This window comes from Motilimonas sp. E26, from assembly GCF_021278025.1.
In the GTDB taxonomy this organism is placed as follows: Bacteria; Pseudomonadota; Gammaproteobacteria; order Enterobacterales; family CBDFNC01; genus Motilimonas.
This window is the reverse complement of the sequence record NZ_JAIBHJ010000037.1, coordinates 12,810-35,888: the sequence shown is the minus strand read 5'-3', so window position 1 is coordinate 35,888 and position 23,079 is coordinate 12,810. Positions and strand designations below refer to the sequence as shown.

The 23,079-nt window shown below is 44.9% G+C and carries 20 protein-coding genes; 15 read left to right on the top strand and 5 right to left on the bottom strand.

Annotation, left to right across the window (positions count from 1 at the left end; translation table 11 throughout):
• Window positions 1-233 precede the first annotated feature (233 nt).
• Entirely contained in the window at window positions 234-1,121 is an 888-nt protein-coding gene (locus K1M91_RS19630) for a LysR family transcriptional regulator (protein ID WP_232803953.1), read from the bottom strand.
• A gap of 98 nt (window positions 1,122-1,219) precedes the next feature.
• On the opposite strand from K1M91_RS19630, the gene K1M91_RS19625 reads away from it, so the two are divergent.
• From K1M91_RS19625 to K1M91_RS19590, 8 genes are all read left to right on the top strand, one after another.
• Window positions 1,220-2,812 (top strand): NADH-quinone oxidoreductase subunit L, encoded by a 1,593-nt coding sequence (locus K1M91_RS19625; RefSeq protein WP_232803952.1) that lies wholly within the window; start codon window positions 1,220-1,222, stop codon window positions 2,810-2,812.
• Window positions 2,809-5,223, top strand: a complete 2,415-nt coding sequence (locus K1M91_RS19620; RefSeq protein WP_232803951.1) for a DUF2309 domain-containing protein — start codon at window positions 2,809-2,811, stop codon at window positions 5,221-5,223. Before K1M91_RS19625 ends, K1M91_RS19620 begins: the two co-directional genes overlap by 4 nt.
• A 478-nt stretch (window positions 5,224-5,701) precedes the next feature.
• A complete protein-coding gene (locus K1M91_RS19615) occupies window positions 5,702-6,700 on the top strand; it encodes an L-threonylcarbamoyladenylate synthase (RefSeq protein WP_232803950.1) in 999 nt (332 codons plus the stop codon).
• Between the two features lie 164 nt (window positions 6,701-6,864).
• Window positions 6,865-8,454: a peptide chain release factor 3 gene (gene prfC, locus K1M91_RS19610; protein ID WP_232803949.1), complete on the top strand. Its 1,590-nt coding sequence runs from the start codon at window positions 6,865-6,867 to the stop codon at window positions 8,452-8,454.
• A gap of 105 nt (window positions 8,455-8,559) precedes the next feature.
• The gene (locus K1M91_RS19605; RefSeq protein ID WP_232803948.1) at window positions 8,560-9,360 is read left to right on the top strand and encodes a TatD family hydrolase; all 801 of its coding nucleotides are present in this window, start codon (window positions 8,560-8,562) and stop codon (window positions 9,358-9,360) included.
• 367 nt (window positions 9,361-9,727) lie between these two features.
• Window positions 9,728-10,498, top strand: a complete 771-nt coding sequence (deoC, locus tag K1M91_RS19600) for a deoxyribose-phosphate aldolase (protein ID WP_232803947.1) — start codon at window positions 9,728-9,730, stop codon at window positions 10,496-10,498.
• Between the two features lie 60 nt (window positions 10,499-10,558).
• The gene (gene deoD / locus K1M91_RS19595) at window positions 10,559-11,263 is read left to right on the top strand and encodes a purine-nucleoside phosphorylase (RefSeq protein WP_232803946.1); all 705 of its coding nucleotides are present in this window, start codon (window positions 10,559-10,561) and stop codon (window positions 11,261-11,263) included.
• A gap of 183 nt (window positions 11,264-11,446) precedes the next feature.
• Entirely contained in the window at window positions 11,447-12,139 is a 693-nt protein-coding gene (locus K1M91_RS19590; protein ID WP_232803945.1) for a transglutaminase-like cysteine peptidase, read from the top strand.
• Between the two features lie 49 nt (window positions 12,140-12,188).
• On the opposite strand, the gene K1M91_RS19585 is transcribed toward K1M91_RS19590, so the two are convergent.
• Window positions 12,189-13,121 carry a TAXI family TRAP transporter solute-binding subunit gene (locus K1M91_RS19585; RefSeq protein WP_232803944.1) on the bottom strand — a complete coding sequence of 311 codons (933 nt, stop codon included), beginning with the start codon at window positions 13,119-13,121 and terminating at the stop codon, window positions 12,189-12,191.
• Window positions 13,121-13,663, bottom strand: coding sequence for a LapD/MoxY N-terminal periplasmic domain-containing protein (locus K1M91_RS19580; protein WP_232803943.1), 543 nt, complete (start codon window positions 13,661-13,663; stop codon window positions 13,121-13,123). The genes K1M91_RS19585 and K1M91_RS19580 overlap by 1 nt, the downstream gene beginning before the upstream one ends.
• A gap of 155 nt (window positions 13,664-13,818) precedes the next feature.
• Here K1M91_RS19580 and K1M91_RS19575 point away from each other — a divergent pair, with 155 nt between their 5' ends.
• Window positions 13,819-14,820 (top strand): GTP-binding protein, encoded by a 1,002-nt coding sequence (locus K1M91_RS19575; RefSeq protein ID WP_232803942.1) that lies wholly within the window; start codon window positions 13,819-13,821, stop codon window positions 14,818-14,820.
• Here K1M91_RS19575 and K1M91_RS19570 read toward each other — a convergent pair.
• Window positions 14,791-14,985, bottom strand: coding sequence for a hypothetical protein (locus tag K1M91_RS19570; protein ID WP_232803956.1), 195 nt, complete (start codon window positions 14,983-14,985; stop codon window positions 14,791-14,793). The two genes, K1M91_RS19575 and K1M91_RS19570, sit on opposite strands and share 30 nt — an antisense overlap.
• A gap of 399 nt (window positions 14,986-15,384) precedes the next feature.
• Between K1M91_RS19570 and K1M91_RS19560 the strand changes: the two genes are divergently transcribed.
• Window positions 15,385-16,986: a trypsin-like serine protease gene (locus K1M91_RS19560; protein ID WP_232803941.1), complete on the top strand. Its 1,602-nt coding sequence runs from the start codon at window positions 15,385-15,387 to the stop codon at window positions 16,984-16,986.
• A gap of 61 nt (window positions 16,987-17,047) precedes the next feature.
• Here the strand turns inward: K1M91_RS19560 and K1M91_RS19555 are convergent, their stop codons facing one another.
• The gene (locus K1M91_RS19555; RefSeq protein WP_232803940.1) at window positions 17,048-17,590 is read right to left on the bottom strand and encodes a MarR family transcriptional regulator; all 543 of its coding nucleotides are present in this window, start codon (window positions 17,588-17,590) and stop codon (window positions 17,048-17,050) included.
• 452 nt (window positions 17,591-18,042) lie between these two features.
• On the opposite strand from K1M91_RS19555, the gene ectB reads away from it, so the two are divergent.
• The 5 genes from ectB to K1M91_RS19530 all read left to right on the top strand — a co-directional run bounded on the left by ectB (window position 18,043) and on the right by K1M91_RS19530 (window position 22,972).
• Complete coding sequence (ectB, locus tag K1M91_RS19550) at window positions 18,043-19,851, top strand: diaminobutyrate--2-oxoglutarate transaminase (protein WP_232803954.1); 1,809 nt, start codon at window positions 18,043-18,045, stop codon at window positions 19,849-19,851.
• A gap of 12 nt (window positions 19,852-19,863) precedes the next feature.
• Window positions 19,864-20,100, top strand: a complete 237-nt coding sequence (locus tag K1M91_RS19545; protein WP_232803939.1) for a hypothetical protein — start codon at window positions 19,864-19,866, stop codon at window positions 20,098-20,100.
• Between the two features lie 12 nt (window positions 20,101-20,112).
• Window positions 20,113-20,514 (top strand): ectoine synthase, encoded by a 402-nt coding sequence (locus K1M91_RS19540; RefSeq protein ID WP_232803938.1) that lies wholly within the window; start codon window positions 20,113-20,115, stop codon window positions 20,512-20,514.
• A 152-nt stretch (window positions 20,515-20,666) separates the two neighbouring features.
• Window positions 20,667-22,100: an aspartate kinase gene (locus K1M91_RS19535; protein WP_232803937.1), complete on the top strand. Its 1,434-nt coding sequence runs from the start codon at window positions 20,667-20,669 to the stop codon at window positions 22,098-22,100.
• Window positions 22,085-22,972, top strand: coding sequence for a tetratricopeptide repeat protein (locus tag K1M91_RS19530; RefSeq protein WP_232803936.1), 888 nt, complete (start codon window positions 22,085-22,087; stop codon window positions 22,970-22,972). Before K1M91_RS19535 ends, K1M91_RS19530 begins: the two co-directional genes overlap by 16 nt.
• Window positions 22,973-23,079 lie beyond the last annotated feature (107 nt).

Here is a 23,079-nt window from a genome sequence, read left to right as displayed (position 1 = left end):
ATAATGTGGCTGCCTATGTACTGCTGAACAAAATCTATACAGCAAAGATCAACAGACCCTAGGGTCTGTTGATCTTTTATCTCGAACAAAAATCAACCGCTGCTCGAAGGGATCGCCTAAAAGCTTAATCACAAAAGATCAACAACCCCAAGTATGAGCATTAGCGATACGGTTTAGTCCGATTAATTTTATCAATACGGAGTGAAATCAATTATAGATTAAAATTGCGCTAATTATTTCTGCTTCTGGTGTAGCTGTAGTAGTGCCAGTAGCACCTCAGGCACAAATTTTCGCTGTGCTGTAATGGCGTAAAAATGCTCGAAGGCGTTAGGCAAGGGTTGGTATTCTTCTAATATGCCTTGTTCTATTTCATCTTTTACCACCACTGTCGGTAATACGGCTAGGGCACCGCTGTCACGAGCAAGTAGGCGCAACATCGCCATATCATCAGCTTCTGCTTTTACGTCTGGTTGGTATTGTGAATTGGCACAAAGGGAGTTGAATGCGCTGCGGATTTCTGTGGTTTTACCGGGTAAAATCCAGCGCGCATCATCATAACCTTGAGGAAATGGGGTGTGAATCTTACTCGCTTTAGGGCCGACAATTGACAGCGGTTGCCTCGACACCAACTGGGTTTGCCACAAGGCATCATGATTATCTAATGCAACAGGGCGGTTGGTTAACACCAGATCTAACTCGTGATTAGCCAGCCCACTTAATAAATTATTCATTCGTCTAGCGGTTAGTGAGAAGCTCACTTTCGGATTAGCGAGTAGCGGATTAATAAAATGCTCGACAAAGTTTCTGGATAGCGTCGTCAGCACGCCAATTGAGATATGCTGTACCTCGGCTTCAACACCCTTAATCAGAAACGACTCTAATTCTTCCCCTTTGCTGAATATATCATTGGCGTAGGCTAAAACTCGCGTGCCAATGTCGGTCAACTTCAGGCTACGGCCACTGCGCTCAAATAAGGTGACATCCATATTATGCTCAAGCTGTTTAATCTGCACTGAGAGGGCTGATTGTGAAATATGTAGCTCGCGAGCCACTTGAGTTAAGTTGCCAACGACAGCCACACGCCAAAAATAAAACAAATGATGATAGTTTAGACGGCTCATTTTAGTTAACTTATATAGAACGATTTATAGCATTATATCTATTTTTTTAATGTTTTCAGCTCTGACATACTTGCCCCGTCTAAAACAGGGAGCAAAAAATGATTATGTTGGCATCGTCACTCTTATTTATCAGCATTCCACTGAGCCTTGCCGTAGCAGGATGGTGGTCTCAGCAAGCATCAAAGGAAAAGGTCGGAACACGATTATTCCGATTGAGCCTTGCTCTGAGCGCCGTATATCTTGCCGCCGTTGCTCTGCGACCGACAGTCTCAATCAACATGCCATTTGAGCACTACATTAGCTTTTCTAATCTTAGCGTTATCATGTTAGGGCTAGTGTTATTTATGGCACTTATTCTCATCAAGTTTTCCCACAATTATATGGCGGGAGAGGCGCGCGTTGGTTTTTATTGGCGCTGGCTCCTCAATACGCTGGCGGCAGTCACCTTAGTGCTGATTAGTAATCATCTGGTGTTGTTTTGGTTGGGTTGGGTTGCTATAAGTTTGTCATTACATAAGTTGCTAACTTTTTATCCCGATAGACCGCGGGCTGCGTTAGCCGCGCACAAGAAATTTCTACTGGCGCGTTTGGCGGAATTATTTCTCCTCGGTGCGTTTGTTTTACTTTACCAGCAACATGGCACTCTGTTTATTGATGCGTTGTTAGCGCACTTTTATCAAGTGAAATCAGACAGTGCTATTGCGCTCACCACTCTCGATCACATGGCTGGCGTGCTGATTGCCCTGGCTGCGCTGATCAAATGTGCACAGCTGCCGGTACATGGTTGGTTAATGCAGGTGGTCGAAGCGCCTACGCCAATCAGCGCCTTATTACATGCCGGCGTGATAAACCTCGGTGGCGTGTTACTTATCTTATTTGCCCCTCTGTTTGCGCAAGTACCGCTGGCGCAATGGTTAGTGCTGGTGGTCGCGGGTTTAACTACCGTGATATGCGCACTCATTATGGCAACGCGGATCAGTGTTAAAGTGCGGTTGGCGTGGTCGACGAGCGCACAAATGGGACTCATGCTACTGCAATGTGCCCTTGGCTTGTTCGAGCTGGCATTACTGCATTTGATAGCCCATTCTGCCTACAAAGCTTATGCCTTTTTAAATTCGGGCAATGCGGTGAATGAAGATATGCAGCGTCGTCTAGCGCCTTCAAAAAATCCATCGCGTCTGGATTGGTTATTAGCTGGCATATTTGCCATGGCTTTCGTATTCATCGCTGTCACCGCTCTGGGTTATCAAGGTGTATGGAGTATCTGGGTACTCTTGATAGCAGCATTAACCTTACTTATTGCTCAGCGCAGCGGCATCAACAATAAAACCAATTTATTAACCATTTTAGGCTTAGCTGCACTGGTTGTTATCAGCTACAGCTTAATGAAAACGCTGATAGCACAACTTATCCCACTTTCATCTGGGCTGAGTGTTGCAGCGCTGAGTGCGGCGGATATTTGGGTGGCAGCCTTGTTTATTAGCTTGTTTGTGATGAGCTGTTTGCTGCGCTACCAGGGGCATAAAGCCGCCATGCAACGTATTTCCATCGCCTTGTATGCGGGGTTGTATCTTGATGAATGGCTGACTCGCCTTACCCTTAAGCTTTGGCCAGTACGTTTACCACATAGAGCAAACATTAAAGTACTAGAAGCAGATCAAGAGAATAATCTAAAGGAGTTGTATCAATGAGTAATGCAAGCGCATCAGTTACCAATAAGTCATTGTCTGAGCAGCACGAAGCGATATTACTTGCCGCCAGCCAAAAGATTGCGCCAAGTTGGCCTTTAGATCAAATGATTGCGGTTAACCCATTTTGGCAAATGCGTGAGCAACGCATCGAACAAGTAGCCGCGGATCTCGGGGTATTAGGCAGCGTGCACTTACAAATGCCTAAGGAATATTACCTTAACTTATATCAATCAGGCGCAATAAGCCAAGTAGCATTGCAGCAAGCTGCTACTGAGTTAGCGAGTGATTTATCCGCGCAACAGTTAGTCGCGTTTTTAAAGCAGCAAGATGAAAGTGTGCATTGGCATAATATTGCCGATTTGTTAGACAGTCAGCGCGATCCGCATAAAATGGCGTGGCGCGACGAGATTATTCATCAAATCAGCCAATTTTGCGCCGCGCATTACCAGGAGTTAGAGCCGTTATTACGCCGCGGTGATACCAGTAAGCAGATCGATTTATATGGTCATTGGTTAGATGTAACGCGTTGTAATAAAGGGCTTAGCATTGTCATGGATGAGCCGGGTTTACATCAATTTTTTGCGCAATTGCCTGATACGCACGAGGCCTTATTAGCAGAAGCTATTGTTACATTTGAGCTTGATGATGACACCTTGGCTGCTTATAGCCACGCATTATTGTTAGATGTAAACGGTTGGGCATCTTGGGTGGCTTATTTACGTTGGCAAGGCGACCTTAACCAATTGCCTAATGACGAAATGCTGCAGTTGTTAGCTATTCGCATGGCGTGGGACCTAGTGATCTGGCGTTATCTCAAAGCACAGTTACCACTCCATTTTGCGCAACTAGATGTACTGTGGCAGCGAGAAAAGGCGCAGCTATCGGCAATGGTAAAAGAGTATCAGCAAATGCAACAGCCCATTTGGGTATGGGTTAAAGCTGCTGAATTGAGCTATCAACATCAGCTTAACCAACAGCTGAAAAATGTCATCCCTCAGCCAGTTGTAGCCCCTGAATTGCAAGCGGTGTTTTGTATTGATGTACGCTCAGAAGTGATGCGAAGAGCGTTAGAGTCACAACATCAAAATATTCAAACCTTTGGCTTTGCCGGTTTTTTTGGCTTGCCGCTGGAGTATCAACCTAGCCAAAGTGAGCTGACGCGACCGCAATTGCCCGGCTTATTAAAGCCAGTTATACGTGTCACGGAGATTAGCGACAACAAAGGCGAGAAAGCAAAGTTAAATTTACGGGCGCGTTGGCAAAGCTGGTCAAAAGCGGCGCCTTCTGCTTTTTCCATGGTGGAATCTACCGGCTGGCTCTATAGCTTAAAGATGCTTAAACAATCATTTTTTGCCAAAGGCGAAGATAACCCCGTCAATCGACTTTTACACCAAGCGAGCTGGGAGATGAGCGCGCAGGGTGAGGCCTTGTCCATTGCTGATAAAGCGCGCCTAGCAAAAGGTGTACTACATGGCATCGGGCTGACAAGTTTTGCGCCAACGGTGCTGTTAGTGGGTCACGGTAGCCATACGGCGAACAACCTACATGCCGCGGGCCTTGATTGCGGCGCTTGCGGTGGCCAAACCGGTGAAGTGAACGTGCGCGTATTGGCGCAGTTATTAAATGATCAAGAAGTGCGCCAAAGCCTTGTTAGTCAAGGGGTGGTGATCCCAGAGGGCACACGCTTTGTCGCGGCGCTACATAACACCACCACAGATCATATTGACTGCTTTACGTCAGAGTTAGGTGAGTCGGTCAGCAACTGGTTAAAACGGGCGACAACGGCTGCGCAAAGAGAGCGCGTGGCGTTATTAGATACCAGCTTGGTAAATGCAACCGATGAGCAACTTGATAAAGCCTTTATTAAGCGCAGTCGAGACTGGTCGCAAGTGCGCCCTGAGTGGGGGCTAGCAAACAATGCTGCTTTTATTGTCGCGCCACGTAGTTGGACTCGCCAAGTAAACTTACATGGCCGGGCATTTTTACATGATTACCAACACCAGCAAGACCCCGACTTTGCTGTGCTTGAACTGATCTTAACGGCGCCGATGGTGGTCACTAACTGGATCAATAGCCAATACAATGCCTCTGTTACCGACAATAGTAAATACGGCAGTGGCAACAAAGTGTTACATAACGCGGTAGGCGGGCACATCGGTGTATTTGAAGGTAATGGTGGCGACTTACGCATTGGTCTGTCCATGCAATCATTACACAACGGAGAAACATGGATGCATCAGCCACAACGCCTAGCCGTATATGTCGCTGCGCCCCGTGAGCCGATTGAGCAAATCAGTGCTAAACACGACAACGTACGCCACCTTATTGATAACGAATGGCTATATCTGTTGCGCTGGGATGAAAGCGGCGTGATCGAGCGGTTTTATCAGGGCCAATGGTTGCCACAATAAGGGAGTCATTACCAGTGAAAGTCAGGGTAGCCTGTTCGATGGAAAAGAAAAAAGCTACTTCTTAATGCCCAAGGTGGCATTGGATCACGCACCGTTCAGAGCAGATAGATTTCGGGTTGTAGACCGATGGAATGGTTAAGTTTTGGCAATCACGTGAGTTAAACGCTAATAAGATATTAATAGGGTTTGGCTTGCGCGTCATATACAGCCCCGAGTGACAAATAATGAGATCCAAGGCGATGGGCAAGATTTAGTGCGCCGACTTAGTGAAAAATGCCCTCAATGCCAACAAGTTAATTTCGTGTGTAAAGAAAAACAGCCGGGACTGCCTTGTGCTATGTGCAGTTTACCGACACATCAGGTAAAATTGTCGGTTCGTATTTGTGATGGATGTGCTTACCGCTCGCCAGAGCCGCAGCCCGTGTCCAGAGCCGACCCTAAGTATTGTCAATTTTGTAATCCGTGAGAATAAAAAAGCATGAGCCAAAACTATGAAACCTTATTGCTAAATGGTGATGAAGCAGTGAGCCAAGCTGTGCAGCTATTACAACAAGGTGAGTGTGTGGCCTTGCCCACGGAAACCGTTTACGGCCTCGCGGCAAATGCCGCCAATGCACCAGCGGTAGACAAAATTTTCGCCGCCAAAGGTCGACCAAAAAATCACCCTTTAATTGTTCATATTCCCGCTGTATCACACCTTGAAAAGTGGGCCGCAGATATTCCAGCAACAGCCTATGCATTGGCCGAGCAATTTTGGCCGGGGCCATTAACCTTATTATTGAAAAAAGCGCCTCATGTTGATGACGTGGTGACCGGCGGGCTGGATACTATCGCCTTAAGAGTGCCAGCTCATCCTTTGTTTTTGTCGGTATTAGCGCAGCTAGATAGCGGACTGGCGGCGCCGTCAGCTAATCGTTATAAACAACTTAGCCCAACTATTGCAGAGCAAGTCAGTAAAGGCTTAAAAGGACGCATTGCCGCGGTGCTTGATGGCGGGCCTTGTGCGCACGGATTAGAATCTACGATTTTAGATTTAGTCAGCGAGCGGCCGCGCATTTTACGCGCCGGCCCCATCACGAAACAGCAGCTGGATGTTGCCCTAGGCTGTGATGTTGAAATGCCAAAGCAGCATGTTGAAGTGGTGCCGGGTAATGTTAAGGCTCATTATCAGCCTATTACCCCGGCTCGATTAGTGACCACTGAGCAGCTGGTGGCTGACATGGCTGAGTTACAAGGGCAAAATGTTTGCCTGTTATTGTGGTCAGAACAAGCCATTGCGCAGGCGAAAGCCACTGGGTTAACTGCCTCGCAATGGCGCGAAATGCCAAGGGAAGCAGCATTATATGGCCAGCAGTTATATGTCACCTTATACCAAGTTGACCAATTGGACGTGGCGAACATTTTGGTTGAGCTACCACCGCAAAGTGATGATTGGCGGGCGATTAACGATAGGCTATCGCGCGCGGCTTCTTACTAAAAGCTTTTGATTGGCGGCTGATTAATAACCATTGATTGTTTATAACGCCCAGATCAGCGAAAATACCGAGCAATTACCGATTAACCAGATAGATTTGATAGCAATCACGCTTCAATTGCGCGTTTAACCCTGTCATTTCTGTTATCAAAGAAAAGAATTATTTAATGGCTGACCAGAAGTTTCTCAATGAAATCAAAAAGCGAAGAACGTTCGCTATTATCTCTCACCCTGATGCGGGTAAAACAACAATCACTGAGAAGGTGTTATTACACGGGCGTGCTATTCAAACCGCCGGTAGCGTAAAAGGCAAGGGCAGCTCGCAACATGCTAAGTCTGACTGGATGGAAATGGAAAAAGAGCGTGGTATCTCCGTCACGACCTCGGTGATGCAATTTCCGTTTAATAACTGTTTGGTTAATCTGTTAGACACCCCAGGACACGAAGACTTCTCGGAAGATACTTACCGTACGTTAACGGCGGTGGATTCATGTTTAATGGTGATTGATGCGGCGAAAGGTGTCGAAGACCGAACCCGTAAATTAATGGAAGTAACGCGTTTACGTGATACGCCTATCGTTACCTTTATGAACAAAATGGACCGTGATACGCGCGATCCCATGGAGCTACTTGACGAAGTTGAAGAAGAGCTCAAAATGGCGTGTGCACCTGTCACTTGGCCGATTGGCTGTGGTAAAGAGTTTAAAGGTGTGTACCACATTCATCGTGATGAAGTGATTTTATACCAATCAGGTCAAGGCCATACCATCCAAGAAGTGCGTATTATTAAAGGCATAGACAACGATGAAGTGACGCAAGCGATTGGCGCTGTTTTGGCTGAAAGTGTGCGTGAAGAAATTGAACTGGTATTGGGCGCGGCCCATGAATTTGATAAAGAGCTATTCTTAGCCGGTGAATTAACGCCGGTTTATTTTGGTACCGCGCTAGGTAACTTTGGTGTTGACCATATTCTTGAAGGCTTAACGGAATGGGCGCCAGCGCCAATGCCGCGTGCCACGCAAGACCGTGATGTGATCGCTACGGAAGAGAAATTCTCTGGCTTTGTGTTTAAAATTCAAGCCAACATGGATCCCAAACACCGCGATCGTATTGCTTTTATGCGTGTGGTATCGGGTAAATACGAAAAGAGCATGAAGATGCGCCATGTGCGTTTAGGTAAAGATGTCACCATTTCTGATGCGGTTACCTTTATGGCGGGCGATCGCAGCGCCGCTGAAGAAGCCTATGCCGGTGACATCATTGGTTTACACAACCACGGCACTATCCAAATTGGTGACACCTTTACCCAAGGTGAAGACATGAAGTTCAGCGGCATTCCAAACTTTGCGCCAGAAATGTTCCGCCGCATTCGTTTGAAAGATCCGCTGAAACAAAAACAACTGTTAAAAGGCCTAGTACAGCTTTCTGAAGAAGGCGCGGTACAAGTATTTCGACCACTGCGCAACAACGACTTGATCGTAGGCGCGGTCGGTGTACTACAGTTTGAGGTAGTGACGGCGCGCTTAAAATCGGAATACAAGGTGGAAGCCATCTACGAAAGCATTAGCGTTGCCACGGCGCGCTGGGTAGAAAGTGATAACACCAGTAAAATGATTGAGTTTGAGAAAAAAGCCTACGATAACTTAGCCTTAGATGGTGGTGATAACCTGACTTATATTGCGCCGACCATGGTTAACTTAAACTTGGCGATTGAGCGCTACCCTGATGTGAGCTTTAGAAAGACCCGCGAGCATTAATCGCCGCCCAGTCGCAGTGATTTAGCTGCGCTGACTTAATTCATTAAAAACAGCGCCGATTGGCGCTGTTTTTGTATCGGTAAACGAGACTGAAATGGAGGGGTTGTGTCATTGAAGCATGGAAAAATAGTGAGCCTCAATAGCCCGATGATGGACACTCATTGTCACCTTGATTTCGCCGAGTTTGATGGCGTGCGCGAGCAACTGTTAATGGATGCCGCTCAATTAACCGTTAAGCGCATCTTAGTACCCGGTGTTAAAGCGGCCACTTGGCAAGATTTAATTGCCTTGTGTCAGTCTCATCCCTCGCTTGATTTTGCCTTAGGCTTACACCCGTATTTTCTCGCCGATTACCAAGCTGAGCACATGGCATTGTTACAGCAGTTAGTTGAACACTATCAACCACTGGCGATTGGCGAGGTGGGGTTGGATGCCATGGTGGATGTGCCGATGGCGCTGCAATTAAACGTATTGCGCCAACAAATTGAAATAGCAAAAACGGCTAAATTGCCGCTAATTTTGCACCAACGTAAAACCGCTTCGTCATTATTATCTGAGTTAAAGCATTTTCCTTATGGCGGTGTGCTGCATGCTTTTTCGGGCAGTTATGAGCAAGGCATGGCGTTTATTGATAAGGGCTTTAAATTGGGTATCGGCGGCGTCATCACCTATCCAAGAGCGGCGAAAACCCGCGCCAGTGTTGCACGTTTTCCCCTTGAAGCTTTGGTGCTCGAAACCGATGGCCCAGATATGCCTATCGCCAATCAAACTGCCAATGTCAATTCTCCGCTTAATTTACCTTTCATTTTTAATGCTTTAGCCGAGTTACGAGATGAGCCACCAGCGCAGTTGGCAAAGGGCTTGTGGCAAAACAGCCAAGCCGTGTTTGGCAGGGGAAAAATCTAGCTTTTTGACCAAGCGCACCCTTTATAAAAAACTTATATTATCGCCTTAATAAGGGGCTTGTACCCTTGCATCACTGGCGCTATTGTAAGCATCTTGTGTTTAATATTGCCAAGTGATGAGTTATTTATACTTTGAAATAATCATTACTAAGTTGATACTTTTGACACGAGTTTAAATTAGCAGGCCAAGATGGCCGCAAAATAATTTAAAGCATCATGATCGGTTAAATGGATTTAACAACGTATTCAACAACATGCTTTATACCAGCATCGCTACGTTTACAGTTTGATGATGATAACTGTCTTCAAGGAACCAAGTCCGTCAGTTTCTGCATACGATATGCAAATTTTATGAATGGAGAAGAGACATGACAGATCTTAAAGCAGTCGCGCGCACCGCGCTCGGACTAATGGATCTTACCACCCTTAACGATAATGATACCGACGCGGATGTGATCAAACTTTGCCATCAAGCCAACAGCCCGGTGGGCACCACGGCGGCTATTTGTATCTACCCAAGGTTCATTCCTATCGCGCGTAAAACCTTAAATGAACTTGGCGCTGGCCAAGTAAAAATCGCCACCGTGACTAACTTCCCTCATGGCAACAACGACATTGACATTGCCGTGGCAGAAACCAAAGCGGCAGTGGCCTATGGCGCCGATGAAGTGGATGTGGTGTTTCCTTATCGCGCTTTTATTGCTGGCGATACAGAGATTGGCTTTGAGTTAGTTAAAGCTTGTAAGCAAGCCTGTGGCGACTCGGTGCTACTAAAAGTGATTTTAGAAACAGGCGAAATTAAAGACGCCGCGCTCATTAAACAAGCCAGTGAAATTGCTATTGCTGCAGGGGCTGACTTTATCAAAACCAGCACCGGTAAAGTGGCCGAAAATGCCACTTTAGAATCAGCCAAAATCATGCTAGAAGTGATCCGCGATACCAATACTCATATTGGTTTTAAACCTGCGGGTGGCGTAAAAACTGCGGCGCAAGCGGCGCAGTATTTACAGCTAGTGAGCGATATCTTAGGTGAAGATTGGATCAGCGCGGCGCATTTCCGCTTTGGCGCATCGAGCTTACTCGCCGATCTATTAACCACTCTCGACGTGCAGCACGATGTTAGCGGTGCTGGTTACTAGGCTCAATTTTATCTGGCAGGCGTTGAGCCTACATGACATCACTTATTTAAGGTACACAAGATGGCAACTCCACATATTAATGCGCAAGCGGGCGATTTCGCTGAAACCGTATTATTTCCAGGCGATCCACTGCGCGCTAAATACATAGCAGAAACATTTTTAGACAACCCAGTGCAAGTAACCGATGTGCGTAACATGCTCGGCTTCACCGGTACGTATAAAGGTAAGCGAGTTTCAGTAATGGGCTCAGGCATGGGCATCCCTTCTTGCTCAATTTACGCCAAAGAATTGATCACTGAATACGGCGTGAAAAACCTGATCCGGGTTGGCAGCTGCGGCGCGGTGAGCGAGAAAGTAAAAGTACGCGATGTGATTGTCGCGATGGGCGCATGCACCGACTCAAAAGTGAATCGCATGCGTTTTAAAGATCATGACTTTGCCGCAATTGCGAGTTTCGAGTTGTTGCGCAAGGTTGTCACGGCAGCTGAGCAAGCAGAGATCCCGGTACAAGTAGGTAATGTGTTCTCGGCCGATTTGTTCTACACCCCTGATCCTGAGATGTTCGACTACATGGAAAAAATGGGCATTCTTGGCGTAGAGATGGAAGCGGCTGGTTTGTACGGCGTTGCGGCTGAATTTGGCGCTAATGCTTTATGTGTGGTAACTGTATCGGATCATATTCGTACCGGTGAGCAGACTACGTCAGATGAGCGTCAAACTACGTTTAACGACATGATTATTATGACGTTAGATTCACTCATCTAACACATAAAAACATCTCTTAACTAAAGCGCTTTATAGCGCTTTTTTTGGGTATGCTGATCTTTAATACTTTTTCGTGACTGTTATTCCTTTTTTTCATTCTAAACTCATGCTTCCTAGGCTATGATTTTAGATAATTAACCGCGTAAACATGAAGTAGCGCGCTTTGCTTGAACAGGGATAGCCATGCATAAACGTTATTTCGGCCTTATAGCCTGCATGTTAGTCAGTGTGGGCTCGTTTTTTTCTCCTCATTTGCTCGCCTCTGAGCTTGAAGTATTTTTAAGCCAGCAATCAATCCGTAGTCGTATCGCTGACACTTATGGCGATAAAGCGATTAAACGTATTGATGCTCTTATTACTACTTTACAAAATGCCAGTGTAATGAGTCAGAAGCAAAAATTAGAAGAAGTGAATAACTTCTTTAATATGTTGGTTTACGCTCAAGACCAAAAACTTTGGGGTAAAAACGATTATTGGGCATCCCCGCTGGAATTTGTTGGTGCAAAAGGCGGTGATTGTGAAGATTACTCGATCGCCAAGTATTACAGCTTAATGGAGTTGGGGATTGCTGAAGAGCAGTTACGCCTTGTCTATGTTAAAGCCGTTAAATATAACCAGTTTCATATGGTATTGGCTTACTACCCGAGCCGCCGTGCTAATCCACTTATTTTGGATAATCTTGAATACGACATTATCCCTGCATCACGCCGCAAAGATTTATTGCCCGTTTATAGTTTTAATGCCAAGCATTTATGGGTGATGGGAAAAGCGAAAAAAGGTGAGCCGGTAGGAAGTTCAGATAAGCTGTCGGAGTGGAAAAGCGTTAAGTCTCGTTTTTCTGGTGCGACTTTAAAGTCACCTCGTACCGTTCTTTAACCTCTTTCAATGAACCTACTTTGCAGTGCAAAGTAGGTTTAATATTCAATTACTGCTTCATTTTCGCAATCACAGGGTGCAGTGGGATCACCACGGCACTGCCGGTCATTGTTTCAAATGAACGGAAAATATTAGCATAAGCGGTAATGTTTTTACCGAAGGTTTTTTGTTGGCTAAAGACCGCTTCAGCAACGGCTTGAACATAAGCAGGATCGACATCCTTGCGGGTTACTAAGTTAGCTGAGAAAGACACCGTAGGTGTTTTTTCCTTATTGCCACGGTACAAGCGACCCGGAATAACACCCGGCATTAAATAGGGCGGGAGCTTGCCATTTTGATCAACTAACGCGGCACTATTTACGCTAACAAACTGAATATCACAGCGTTTGCTAGTGCGGTTTACTAAGCGGTTCGGGTGACCAATAATTGCGGCAAAGGCATCAATTTCCCCCAAACATAATGTTTCAAATGCTTCCCAACTATTTTCCTCTCTCAGCTCTGGCTTTTGCTCCCAGTCTACGTTGGCAGCAAGGCGCTTTAGTGACGTGTTGGTGCCCGAGCCTTCACTACCTATGTTGAGAGTTTTGCCATTTAAGTCCATCGCTTTATGAATTTCGCTATCCGGCGTCGTCACTATGGTTAAAGGCTCGGCATGAGTGGCCAATACCCCAAGAAATTGCTCAGGATGTTTTTTTGCCGCGAAATATAAGGTGTCAGATTGTATGATGGCAAAGTCAACTTCACCGGCTAATAACAGCTTTAAGTTTTCTTCTGAGCCATCAGTTGGAATTGCGCCGCAACGATAGCCATGCTCAGCTTTTTTAGCACTGGTTAAACGACAAATTTCGGATGCAACTTGAAAATAAATACCCTGATCTGAGCCAGATGCAATGGTGACAAGTTTACGTGCTGGCTCAGCCTGAACAGCGCTAGCAAAACTAGCGTTAAGAATAAATAATAGGGGAGCTAGAAGTTGTTTCATTATGCGTTTTTCCTATGACAAGCCCAAAAAAGAATAGCAATTTGTACTAACCACAATGAAGAGGTCAGTAAAATTTGCATAGGTAAACGCGCACTCAAAACATTCCACATAGCTTGATATAGGTGATGATGGTGACTGGAAACATATAAGTCGCCTAAAATATTCCAGCCATCGGTCATTTCCATGTGACGACTTAGTTCACCCGCTGGGAATAGCTGGACTAGCCAGTCTGGATAGTTTGCCGTTGGCTCAGCAAACACTCGCTCAAAGGCTACTAGGCCATCGAGATCCTTTAACGTTACACTTTGTAATAAGCTGCCATCAAACATCGCGTTAATAATGGTTTCAGCCATAACTTCATCTCCACCAAGCAGGGTGTTCTGTAGGATTAAACCCAGTGCGGTCAGAGAGGATTCCATGTTTTGATTGAACTGTAGGTTAAGCTCTTGAGCTAGACTAGCGCCTTGTAAGTAAAAGGCACCTGCGAGTAATAATGCGTCAACTATCGCTAGGGCAATAGCGGCACCGAAAATTCGCTGCATAAACCATCCTTGTTAATGTTATTGGCTGCCGATGTTGCTGAGTGTTGATTATTAAATACCCTGTCATTATGTCAATTAAATATCGGACTTATTATGGGTTTGGTGATCACTGACGAAGTTGTTACTGTAAGGAAAACTCTCAGCTAGTGATTTTTATGATTAAAGAAGTCAAAACACATATTATCAGTGGTTTTCTTGGTGCTGGAAAAAGTAGCGCTATTCGGCATTTATTAACACAGCAACCCAAGCATGAAAGATGGGCGATTTTAGTCAATGAATTTGGTGAGGTCGGTATCGATCAAGCCTTGCTAAACGCAACCGCGAAACAGAGTAAGCAAGTGGTTATTCAAGAAGTTCCTGGCGGTTGCATGTGTTGTGCTGCTGGCGTGCCGATGGCCGTGGCGCTGAATAAGCTGTTGAAAGCCGCGCAACCAGATCGATTACTGGTCGAACCTACTGGGTTAGGCCATCCGCAGCAAGTGTTAAAAGCTTTAACTGGGGCACAATATAAAGGTGTGCTAAGTATGCAGGGCGTGATCACGCTCGTTGATGCAAGGCAGATACAGCAAGCGCGTTATAGTGAGCATGATATTTTTAAACAACAATTGTCAGTAGCTGATTTGATTATTGCGAATAAAGCTGACTTATACCAAGGCGAAGAGCTGGCCGACTTGGCAGCTTATGTTGCTGAACAGCTACCCAAAAAAGCACGAGCCATTCGCGTGTTAAGCCAAGCAGAATTGCCCTTTTTATGGCTAACAGAATTTGCAAACTTGACGCCTAAAGCCCCCATTTTTAAGTTGTTTAAACCGCAGAACAATGAAGCAAATATTAACTCTGCCATTGCGTTACCTTTGACTGAGGATGTGAGTTATTTTACTGCACAACAAAATGAATTTTTTAGTTGTGGTTGGGTATTTACCAAGCAGCAGTGCTTTGATAAAGAAAAGCTGTTAAGCCTATTAGCCTCACTAAATGTAATGAGGCTGAAAGGTGTTATTTTGACTAATCAAGGCATCAAGGTTATCAATCAAGTTAATCAGGAGATAACCGTGTCAGAGGCTGATAATGCGACTGATAGCCGTATAGAATTGATTTCTGATGCTCCAATAATGGAGCGCGAATTACTAACCCAACTCAAGCAATGCATTATCTAGGGTCTGTTGATCTTTGATGGTTAATTTTTGTTCGAGAGGGGACACCTTGTCTAAAAGCGTTTTGAGCAAGGTGAGCAGTGTGTCGCTTAGCATTCTAAGTAAATACTGCTCAACGATGGGCAAAACGCTTTTAGCCGAATCCGTAGGACAGCGTTTGTTGGTCATTTGTACTGCGTTAGCGCCTTTTCGCGTAGTTCACTATGCCACAAAGGTACTGGTCACAACGAACGTTTTGTATAAATCCCCAACAAACCGCTGCAAAAACCAGCACAAAAGATCAACAGACCCTAGATGCCATCTGAGCAGATACATACTTTTATTACCTAAAACCCATTTACTCTGGTCGTTATATGAAATTGGTTACTAAGTGAAGGGCCTAAACTTAATCACTCGACAATCATCTCAGGATCACTGTCTTGCATTTTTAGTTTTGTGATGAGCTAGTCGTTTTAACGGTTAAAACTCATACTTTTCCAACTTGTTGTCTTTGCATTAGCTAACTATCATTCGTTTGCTTTGAATAAATCAATTATTTATAAGGAATATAAATTGAATAGCACACGGATGTTTAAAAGAACTGCATTAGCAACAGTAGTTGCAGCTTTGTTAGCGCCAGTTCAAGTAATGGCTGCCGAGCTTGATGATCAGGTAGTCACGCCAAGAATTGTTGGTGGTGATAATGCTAACCAAGAGGACTGGGGTTTTTACACGCAATTGGTGAGTCGGCAAGGCAATCGCTCATACTGCGGCGCAAGTTATTTAGGTAACGCCTATGTATTAACGGCGGCGCATTGTGTCGTTGGCGACTCTCCAAGCCAAGTAGCGGTTAAAGTTGGTGGTTACAATTATGCAGCCGCTGATGGACAGCGCGCTAACGTTAGCCAAATATTTATTCACCCACAATATAATACCGCAACGTTAGCCAACGACATTGCAATTTTAAAGTTAGATCGCCAACTACCTGAAGCACAAAACGTGCAAATAGCCCAAGGTACATTAAGCCAGTATGTACGTGAAGGTGATTTATTAACGGTGGCAGGGTTAGGCCGAATTCAAGAAGGTGGTTTATCACCCACTGTGTTACAAGAAGTGGATGTGCCTTTAGTGTCTGATGCCTTATGCCAACAAGCGGGCGGCAGTTATCAAAACGTGGGTGATGTAGCATTTTGTGCTGGCTTCCCACAAGGTGGTAAAGACTCCTGCCAAGGTGACAGTGGGGGTCCTATTGTAATCAATCAAGGTGGGGTTGTTACTCAGTTAGGTATTGTAAGCTGGGGGATAGGTTGCGCTCGTCCCGGCCAGTATGGCGTTTATAGTGATATTGCTGCATTACGTCCTTGGGTCGATTCTATCATTGACGATGGCCAAACCGATCTTGTTGCGGTGGGTTATGTACCAAACCAATCGTTAAGTGCTTTTAACTTAGGTGAAACTAAGCGTCACGACTTTAAACTGAGCAACACCGGTAATGTTGAATTTACCATTGATAGCTTAAATGTATCTGAATCAGGCGTAGCGACAACTCCTGTTATTACACAAGATAATTGTACTGCTCACACCTTACAACCTAACACTGACTGTACCGTTGCAGTAGAGTTTGGTGGCCAAAAGCCAGGCAGCGCAGAAGTTAACCTAAACTTTGGTATTGATAAAAACAGTACGGCCTATCAAGCTACTGTAACTGCAGTAGTAAGAGAAGAAGTTACGCCGACACCCCCACCTACAGGCAACTGTAGTGAAGAGTGGAAATCTGGCAGTGTTTACTACGCAAAGGAAACGGTTGTTTGGGCCGGTAAACAATGGCAGGCTAAGTGGTGGACACAAGGTGATAACCCCGCGGAGTCTGGGCCTTGGGGCGTTTGGCTAGAAATAGGTTCGGCAAACTGTGACAGCACGCCAACGCCAGTGCCAACCGTAGCGCCTACTTCAGAGCCAACGCCTGTCCCGACGGTCACGCCAACAATTGTGCCAACAATAACACCAACTCAACCACCATCTCACTTACCTAATTATGTTGCGGGCAGCTCATACGGTCCAGGTGATAAAGTGCTAAACGACGGTGTAGCTTACCAATGTAAAGGTTGGCCATTTGGTTTATGGTGCAGTGGTTCAGCTTATGAGCCTGGTAAGGGGCGCGCATGGAATGATGCGTGGTCTAAATTGTAAACTTTTGAAACAAATATCGTTACTTAATACTAAGCCGAGATGCTTCAGCCTCGGCTTGTTATTATTTACTGGTACTATCTGTATTAGTTTTTGGCACAGCAGAAGTTGTATCTAACTTCTCAAAAGGGGTGCTGCTACGATCAAGCATGCCAAGATCTAGCATGGGGGACGCATCAATGTTTTGTGCGTTCATCATTCGAGCCACACGCTGCAATGACGAAATAATCATGGTTTGCTCCCATTCTTCTAAGCCATTAAATTGGCGTGCGAAGTGATCTTGCAATGGGATCGGAGCGCCTTTGAGCACGTCTACGGCTTCATCGGTTAATAACGCATGAACCTTACGTTTATCGGTTTGTGAGCGTTGGCGATATACCAAGTTACGCTTTTCTAATCTATCTATGATCGTGGTCACGGTCGCTTGGCTTAAGCTCATCTCATTGGCTATTTCACCTATGGTGACTTGGCCTTTATCACGAATGGTTTGTAGCAACAAAATTTGCGGCGCCGTTAACCCCGTGGTTTTGGCAAGATGCTTAGAATGGAGATCTGTCGCGCGTATTACACGGCGCAATGCGACCAACACTTCATCAATACTATTCAAATTACGTTCTCGGTTAAAAATTTTCCCGATTATATCGCCAATTGTTTATATGTCTAAATAAATTAATTATCAGATGCGCTTCAAGCAAGGCTAAAAAAGTGCGTAATGAAAAATTAATAAAATTTTTTTTCGCTTTATTTCCTTGCATATTTAAACTTTTTCCAAATCGGTCTCTATCTCAAGTCTGGCTTGGCTTTGCTTGCACCAAAATAGTGAAAAAAACGGATTGTTTGTGGGGGCGATCACAAAGGTAATCTCGGGTTGAGGCCCGGTGGGGGGCTAGAGAAAAATAGATGCATAGTGTACTATGTTTCGTGTTCTAAGTTATTTTTATAGATTTAAGTTGGATTTTTGGATTTATCCGAGGCTTACGTAGCTAAATTTATTTACTTCTATAAAGATTATTTAACTTCACTTGATTGAAATACTTATAAGGAGTTGTTTTGTCTACTATGCAAAATATAGTGTTAACCCAGCCAGATTTAGAAGATGGCATGGCCGTTTCTCGACTAGTTGCATCTTGTCCGCCTTTAGATACAAACTCTGGATACTGTAATTTTCTTCAATGTGGTCACTTTTTAAGTACTTCAGTAGCCGCAAAACTTGATGATGAATTAGTGGGCTTTATTTCTGGTTACTTAGTACCAGAGCGTCCCGATACGTTGTTTATCTGGCAAGTTGCTGTGTCTACTTCAGTACGTGGTCAAGGCTTAGCATCAGACATGCTACAGCACATTCTTGATCGCACCGACTGTAAAGGGGTGCACTATATTGAAACAACTATTACTCAAGACAACCTTGCGTCTTGGGCATTATTTGAAGCGTTTTCAAATAAACTGTCAGCTGAGATGACGTCGTCAGTATGGCTGAAAAAAGAACAACATTTTGAAGGTGAACATCCTTCAGAGTCGTTAGTTCGCATTGGTCCATTCAACAATCAGCCCGTTAATCATAGCGGTGAAGCGATGCAGATTTTCGCTGATATGGAATCAGAAGTGCAAAGTTACGCGCGCTCATTTCCACGCATATTTAACCGCGCCAAAGGCGAGTTTATGTGGGATGAGTTTGGTAACCGCTACTTAGACTTTCTTGCTGGTGCAGGTACGTTAAATTACGGTCATAACAATGATCTGTTTAAGCAAACCCTGCTCGACTACATTAAAGATGATGGTATTACTCACGGCCTAGATATGCACACTAAGGCGAAAGGTGAATTTTTACATACCTTCAATGATAAAATTTTAAAACCCCGTGGCATGGAATATGTGATGCAGTTTACAGGCCCAACGGGTACTAACGCAGTTGAAGCGGCAATGAAAATTGCACGTAACGTAACAGGTCAGCAAAACATTGTTACCTTTACCAATGGTTTCCACGGTGTAAGCCTTGGTGCATTGGCCGCAACAGGTAATTCGCACCATCGTAACGCAGCTGGTGTGAGCCTAAGTGGTATACACAGAATGCCATTTGATGGTTACTTAGGTGACAACATCGACACCACTGAATACTTAGACAAGGTACTTAGTGATTCAAGTAGTGGTATTAACTCGCCAGCTGCTGTGATTGTTGAAACGGTACAAGGTGAGGGTGGGATTAACACGGCCAGCATTGAGTGGTTACGTAACTTACAAACTGTGTGTCGTAAACATGGCATTCTGTTAATTGTTGACGATATTCAAGCGGGCTGTGGTCGTACCGGCGACTTCTTTAGCTTTGAAGAAGCGGGTATTGAGCCAGACATCATTACCTTGTCGAAATCATTAGGTGGTTACGGCTTGCCTCTTGCTGTGGTGTTAATGAAGCCAGAGCTAGACCAATGGAAACCAGGTGAGCACAACGGTACTTTCCGTGGTAATAACCTTGCTTTTGTTGCTGCTAAATCAGCGATTGATCACTACTGGTCAGACAATAAATTCTCAAACGACATTAAGCGTAAAGGCCGTTACATCACCGAGCGCCTAACCGAGATTGTTGAGAAATACGGCACCGGTAACTTCAATATTAAAGGTCGTGGCTTATTCCAAGGCATCAACTGTGTTAACGGTGAGATAGCTGGCAAGATCACTAAGGCTGCGTTTGCTAAAGGTGTGATTATTGAAACCAGTGGCGCAGACGACCATATTGTTAAGTTCTTCTGCCCATTGACTATCAGTGATGACAACCTGAGAAAAGGGATTGATATTGTTGAGTCGGCGATCAAAGAAGTATGTGCCAAGACTGACGATATTCCGGAATCAGTGGTTTATTTTGAAGCCTCTTAAGGCCGATTGAAAATGCCACAACCTTATTCGATACAAGTTGAGCCAGGTGAAAGGAAGTTATTGCCAATTGATCACCGATTGTCTGGCTCATACCAATTAACTTGTATTCGTGGTCATGGATTTCTTCGCGTGATGTCGTGCTCGACACGACTGAAAGTGAGAGCGGGCGATAGCATCGCAATATCAGCCCGTGATATTGCCACTTTAACCGCAAGGGATCCTATGGCCGTGATGCTAATAGAAAATTAAAGAGAACTAATCATGATCCTTCGTAACCTAGCAGAAGCTAACCAATCTAATCGCCGTATTGTTTCACCTGATGGCAACTGGGAAAGCACGCGTATGTTGCTTAAGCAAGACAACATGGGCTTTTCTTTCCACATCACCACTATTTACAAAGGTGCTGATTTTCAGATGCATTATCAAAACCATCTAGAATCGGTTTACTGTATTTCTGGAACGGGTGAAATTGAAAGTTTGGAAGACGGTAAAAAACACGCTATCGCGCCAGGAACACTGTACATCTTAGATAAGCACGACAAGCATATTTTACGTTGCAGCGAAGAAATGCAATTAGCTTGTGTGTTTAATCCTCCTTTAAATGGTAAAGAAGTGCACAACGCAGAGGGTGCGTATGAGTTAGAGGCTGAAGAAGTCGTCTAATTCCCCAACCTTCCCCTCTCGCATTCCTTCCATTACATCAAATCAACAAACTAAGGTCGCAATCTTAGTTTGTTGTGAAAGCTTAGTGAGGTGAGCCATTCACCTTCGCCATTGTAATGGAAGCTTTAGCCATTAAATAAATAGGATACAAGATGCATACCGTAGAAAAAATTGGCGGCACATCGATGAGCGACTATGAGTCGGTGCGCAATAATATTATTTTAAAACCTGTTAACGCCACCTTATATAAGCGTGTATTTGTGGTATCGGCTTACGGTGGGATCACCGATCAGCTATTAGAATACAAAAAAACCGGCCAACCGGGTGTTTTTGCGCTGTTTGCTAACAGCATGGAAGATCTGAGCTGGGGTGAAAAGCTTGCCCAGCTAGAGCAAGAATTACTCAGGATTAATCAGCAATTATTTGGTGACGGTGAGTTACTCGAAAAAGCCAACAGCTTTATTATCGGAAAACTAACCGATGCCAAGCAGTGCTTACTTGATTTACAAAGCTTATGTCAGCATGGTCATTTTGAACTGGCTTCACACCTCACCACCGTTCGCGAAATGCTGGCCAGTATTGGCGAAGCACACAGTGCTTGGAACATGGCCACCTTACTGCAACGTGATGGTGTTAATGCTCGTTTTGTTGATTTAACCGGCTGGCGCGCGAAAGAGCATGTATCACTGGACATGCGTATCCAACAAGCGTTTAGCAAAATTGATTTAACTAACGAGCTGCCTATTGTAACGGGTTATGCGCACAGCGAAACCGGTTTAATGTCGACCTTTGATCGTGGTTACAGTGAAATGACTTTTAGTCGTATTGCCGTGCTAACCCAAGCCAAAGAAGCAGTGATCCATAAAGAGTTTCACTTAAGCAGCGCCGACCCACGTTTAGTTGGCGAAGAAAATGCCGTGCCAATTGGCCGCACTAACTACGACGTAGCAGACCAGCTGGCCAATTTAGGGATGGAAGCGATTCACCCTAAAGCCGCCAAAGGGTTGCGTCAAAATGATATTCCATTGCGTGTTAAAAATACCTTTGAGCCAGAGCATGCCGGCACCTTGATCACAGGTGACTACATTAGTGAGTCTCCCTGCGTTGAAATTATTGCTGGCTGTAAAAGCATTTACGCCCTTGAGTTATTTGATCAAGACATGGCCGGCAACCTGTTTGAGTATGAGCGTGATGTGATGGAAATTATCAAGCGCTTTAAAGGTCACGTTGTGTCGAAAGATATGAATGCCAACACCATTACTCACTACTTATCGACTAACTTGAAAACCGTTAAGCGGATCCGTAACGCCATTGAAAAACTGTTCCCTGATGCGGATGTTAATCAACAGCGTGTGGCCATCGTTTCGGCCATTGGCAGTGATTTACAAATTCCAGGCATCCTAGCTAAAACGGTACAGGCCATTGCTAACAGCAATATCAGCGTATTAGCCATGCATCAGTCTAAGCGTGAAGTGGACATGAAGTTTGTGGTGAATGAAGCTGACTATGATGAAGCGGTGAAAAGCTTACATGCGGCCTTAGTTGAAGTACATAATCATGGACAAGCTATATGCCTCGCATCTTAATTGCTTGCTTAATGCTCGTTATTGCGTGGCCTACCTTTGCCGCCACGCCAGCCGAACAGCAAGCGCCAGACCAAAAAGCAGCGCAGGCACAGCAAGTAGTTGAGGCGCTTGATGCGCCTCTCTATAACCCGTTTGTTGAACGTTACGTGCTTGACGAACTTAAGCAGCTGAGGGTTGAACAAGCAGCAACGAAACATGAGCTGATCCAGCAAATAGTGGATCGTGAGCATAAGTCTGTTGACCGTGCGGTGGCTTATGCCACCGACACTGTGACTTATTTTTTCTATTTGATCGCGGCAGCCACCTCGGTATTGGTTATTGTCGGTTGGTCGTCGATACGAGAAATCAAAGAGCGGGTGCATACCTTAGCAGACGAAGAAATTTCTAAGCTGATCAATGAATATGAAAAACGCCTCGAAGCGATAGAAGCGCAACTGCAACAAAAAACCCAGCACATTGAAGAAAACCGCGAAGAGATAGAGCTAACCCAAGAAAGCCAATCACTCTGGTTGCGAGCACAGCAAGAATCTTCATCAGCGAACAAAATTCGCATTTATGACGAATTGCTTAAACTGCGACCAAACGATTGTGAAGCGCTGACTTATAAAGCGGATGCTGTGCTTGAGCTCGATGAGCCGCAATGGGCCGCTAACTTATGCCATCAGGCGCTAAAAATTGACGAAGAAAATAGCCATGCCTTTTACCAATTGGCTTGTGCTTATACCGCAATGCAGCAATTTGATGAGGCTATCAAGTACTTGTCTCAGGCCATTAGTCGCCAAGAAAGTTACCGAGAAGGGTTAAATGACGACCCAGCCCTAACACCTTTGTTAGAAAAACAGGACATGCAAGAAATCATTAATGGACTTTAAAGTATTAATAGAGAACTAATGAATAATTCTATTTTTCTATTTTGTTAACTATGCTTTATTGGATGAAAATTAAAATTGATAAGATAGGGGTTGTTTGGCGATTGAGT

Bases quoted from the DNA above. Each gene is read 5' to 3' on its own strand.
- K1M91_RS19630 (WP_232803953.1), bottom strand. From the start codon at position 1,121: ATGAGCCGTCTAAACTATCATCATTTGTTTTATTTTTGGCGTGTGGCT.
- K1M91_RS19625 (WP_232803952.1), top strand. From the start codon at position 1,220: ATGATTATGTTGGCATCGTCACTCTTATTTATCAGCATTCCACTGAGC.
- K1M91_RS19620 (WP_232803951.1), top strand. From the start codon at position 2,809: ATGAGTAATGCAAGCGCATCAGTTACCAATAAGTCATTGTCTGAGCAG.
- K1M91_RS19615 (WP_232803950.1), top strand. From the start codon at position 5,702: ATGAGCCAAAACTATGAAACCTTATTGCTAAATGGTGATGAAGCAGTG.
- prfC (WP_232803949.1), top strand. From the start codon at position 6,865: ATGGCTGACCAGAAGTTTCTCAATGAAATCAAAAAGCGAAGAACGTTC.
- deoC (WP_232803947.1), top strand. From the start codon at position 9,728: ATGACAGATCTTAAAGCAGTCGCGCGCACCGCGCTCGGACTAATGGAT.
- deoD (WP_232803946.1), top strand. From the start codon at position 10,559: ATGGCAACTCCACATATTAATGCGCAAGCGGGCGATTTCGCTGAAACC.
- K1M91_RS19590 (WP_232803945.1), top strand. From the start codon at position 11,447: ATGCATAAACGTTATTTCGGCCTTATAGCCTGCATGTTAGTCAGTGTG.
- K1M91_RS19585 (WP_232803944.1), bottom strand. From the start codon at position 13,121: ATGAAACAACTTCTAGCTCCCCTATTATTTATTCTTAACGCTAGTTTT.
- K1M91_RS19580 (WP_232803943.1), bottom strand. From the start codon at position 13,663: ATGCAGCGAATTTTCGGTGCCGCTATTGCCCTAGCGATAGTTGACGCA.
- K1M91_RS19575 (WP_232803942.1), top strand. From the start codon at position 13,819: ATGATTAAAGAAGTCAAAACACATATTATCAGTGGTTTTCTTGGTGCT.
- K1M91_RS19570 (WP_232803956.1), bottom strand. From the start codon at position 14,985: ATGACCAACAAACGCTGTCCTACGGATTCGGCTAAAAGCGTTTTGCCC.
- K1M91_RS19560 (WP_232803941.1), top strand. From the start codon at position 15,385: ATGTTTAAAAGAACTGCATTAGCAACAGTAGTTGCAGCTTTGTTAGCG.
- ectB (WP_232803954.1), top strand. From the start codon at position 18,043: ATGCAAAATATAGTGTTAACCCAGCCAGATTTAGAAGATGGCATGGCC.
- K1M91_RS19545 (WP_232803939.1), top strand. From the start codon at position 19,864: ATGCCACAACCTTATTCGATACAAGTTGAGCCAGGTGAAAGGAAGTTA.
- K1M91_RS19540 (WP_232803938.1), top strand. From the start codon at position 20,113: ATGATCCTTCGTAACCTAGCAGAAGCTAACCAATCTAATCGCCGTATT.
- K1M91_RS19535 (WP_232803937.1), top strand. From the start codon at position 20,667: ATGCATACCGTAGAAAAAATTGGCGGCACATCGATGAGCGACTATGAG.
- K1M91_RS19530 (WP_232803936.1), top strand. From the start codon at position 22,085: ATGCCTCGCATCTTAATTGCTTGCTTAATGCTCGTTATTGCGTGGCCT.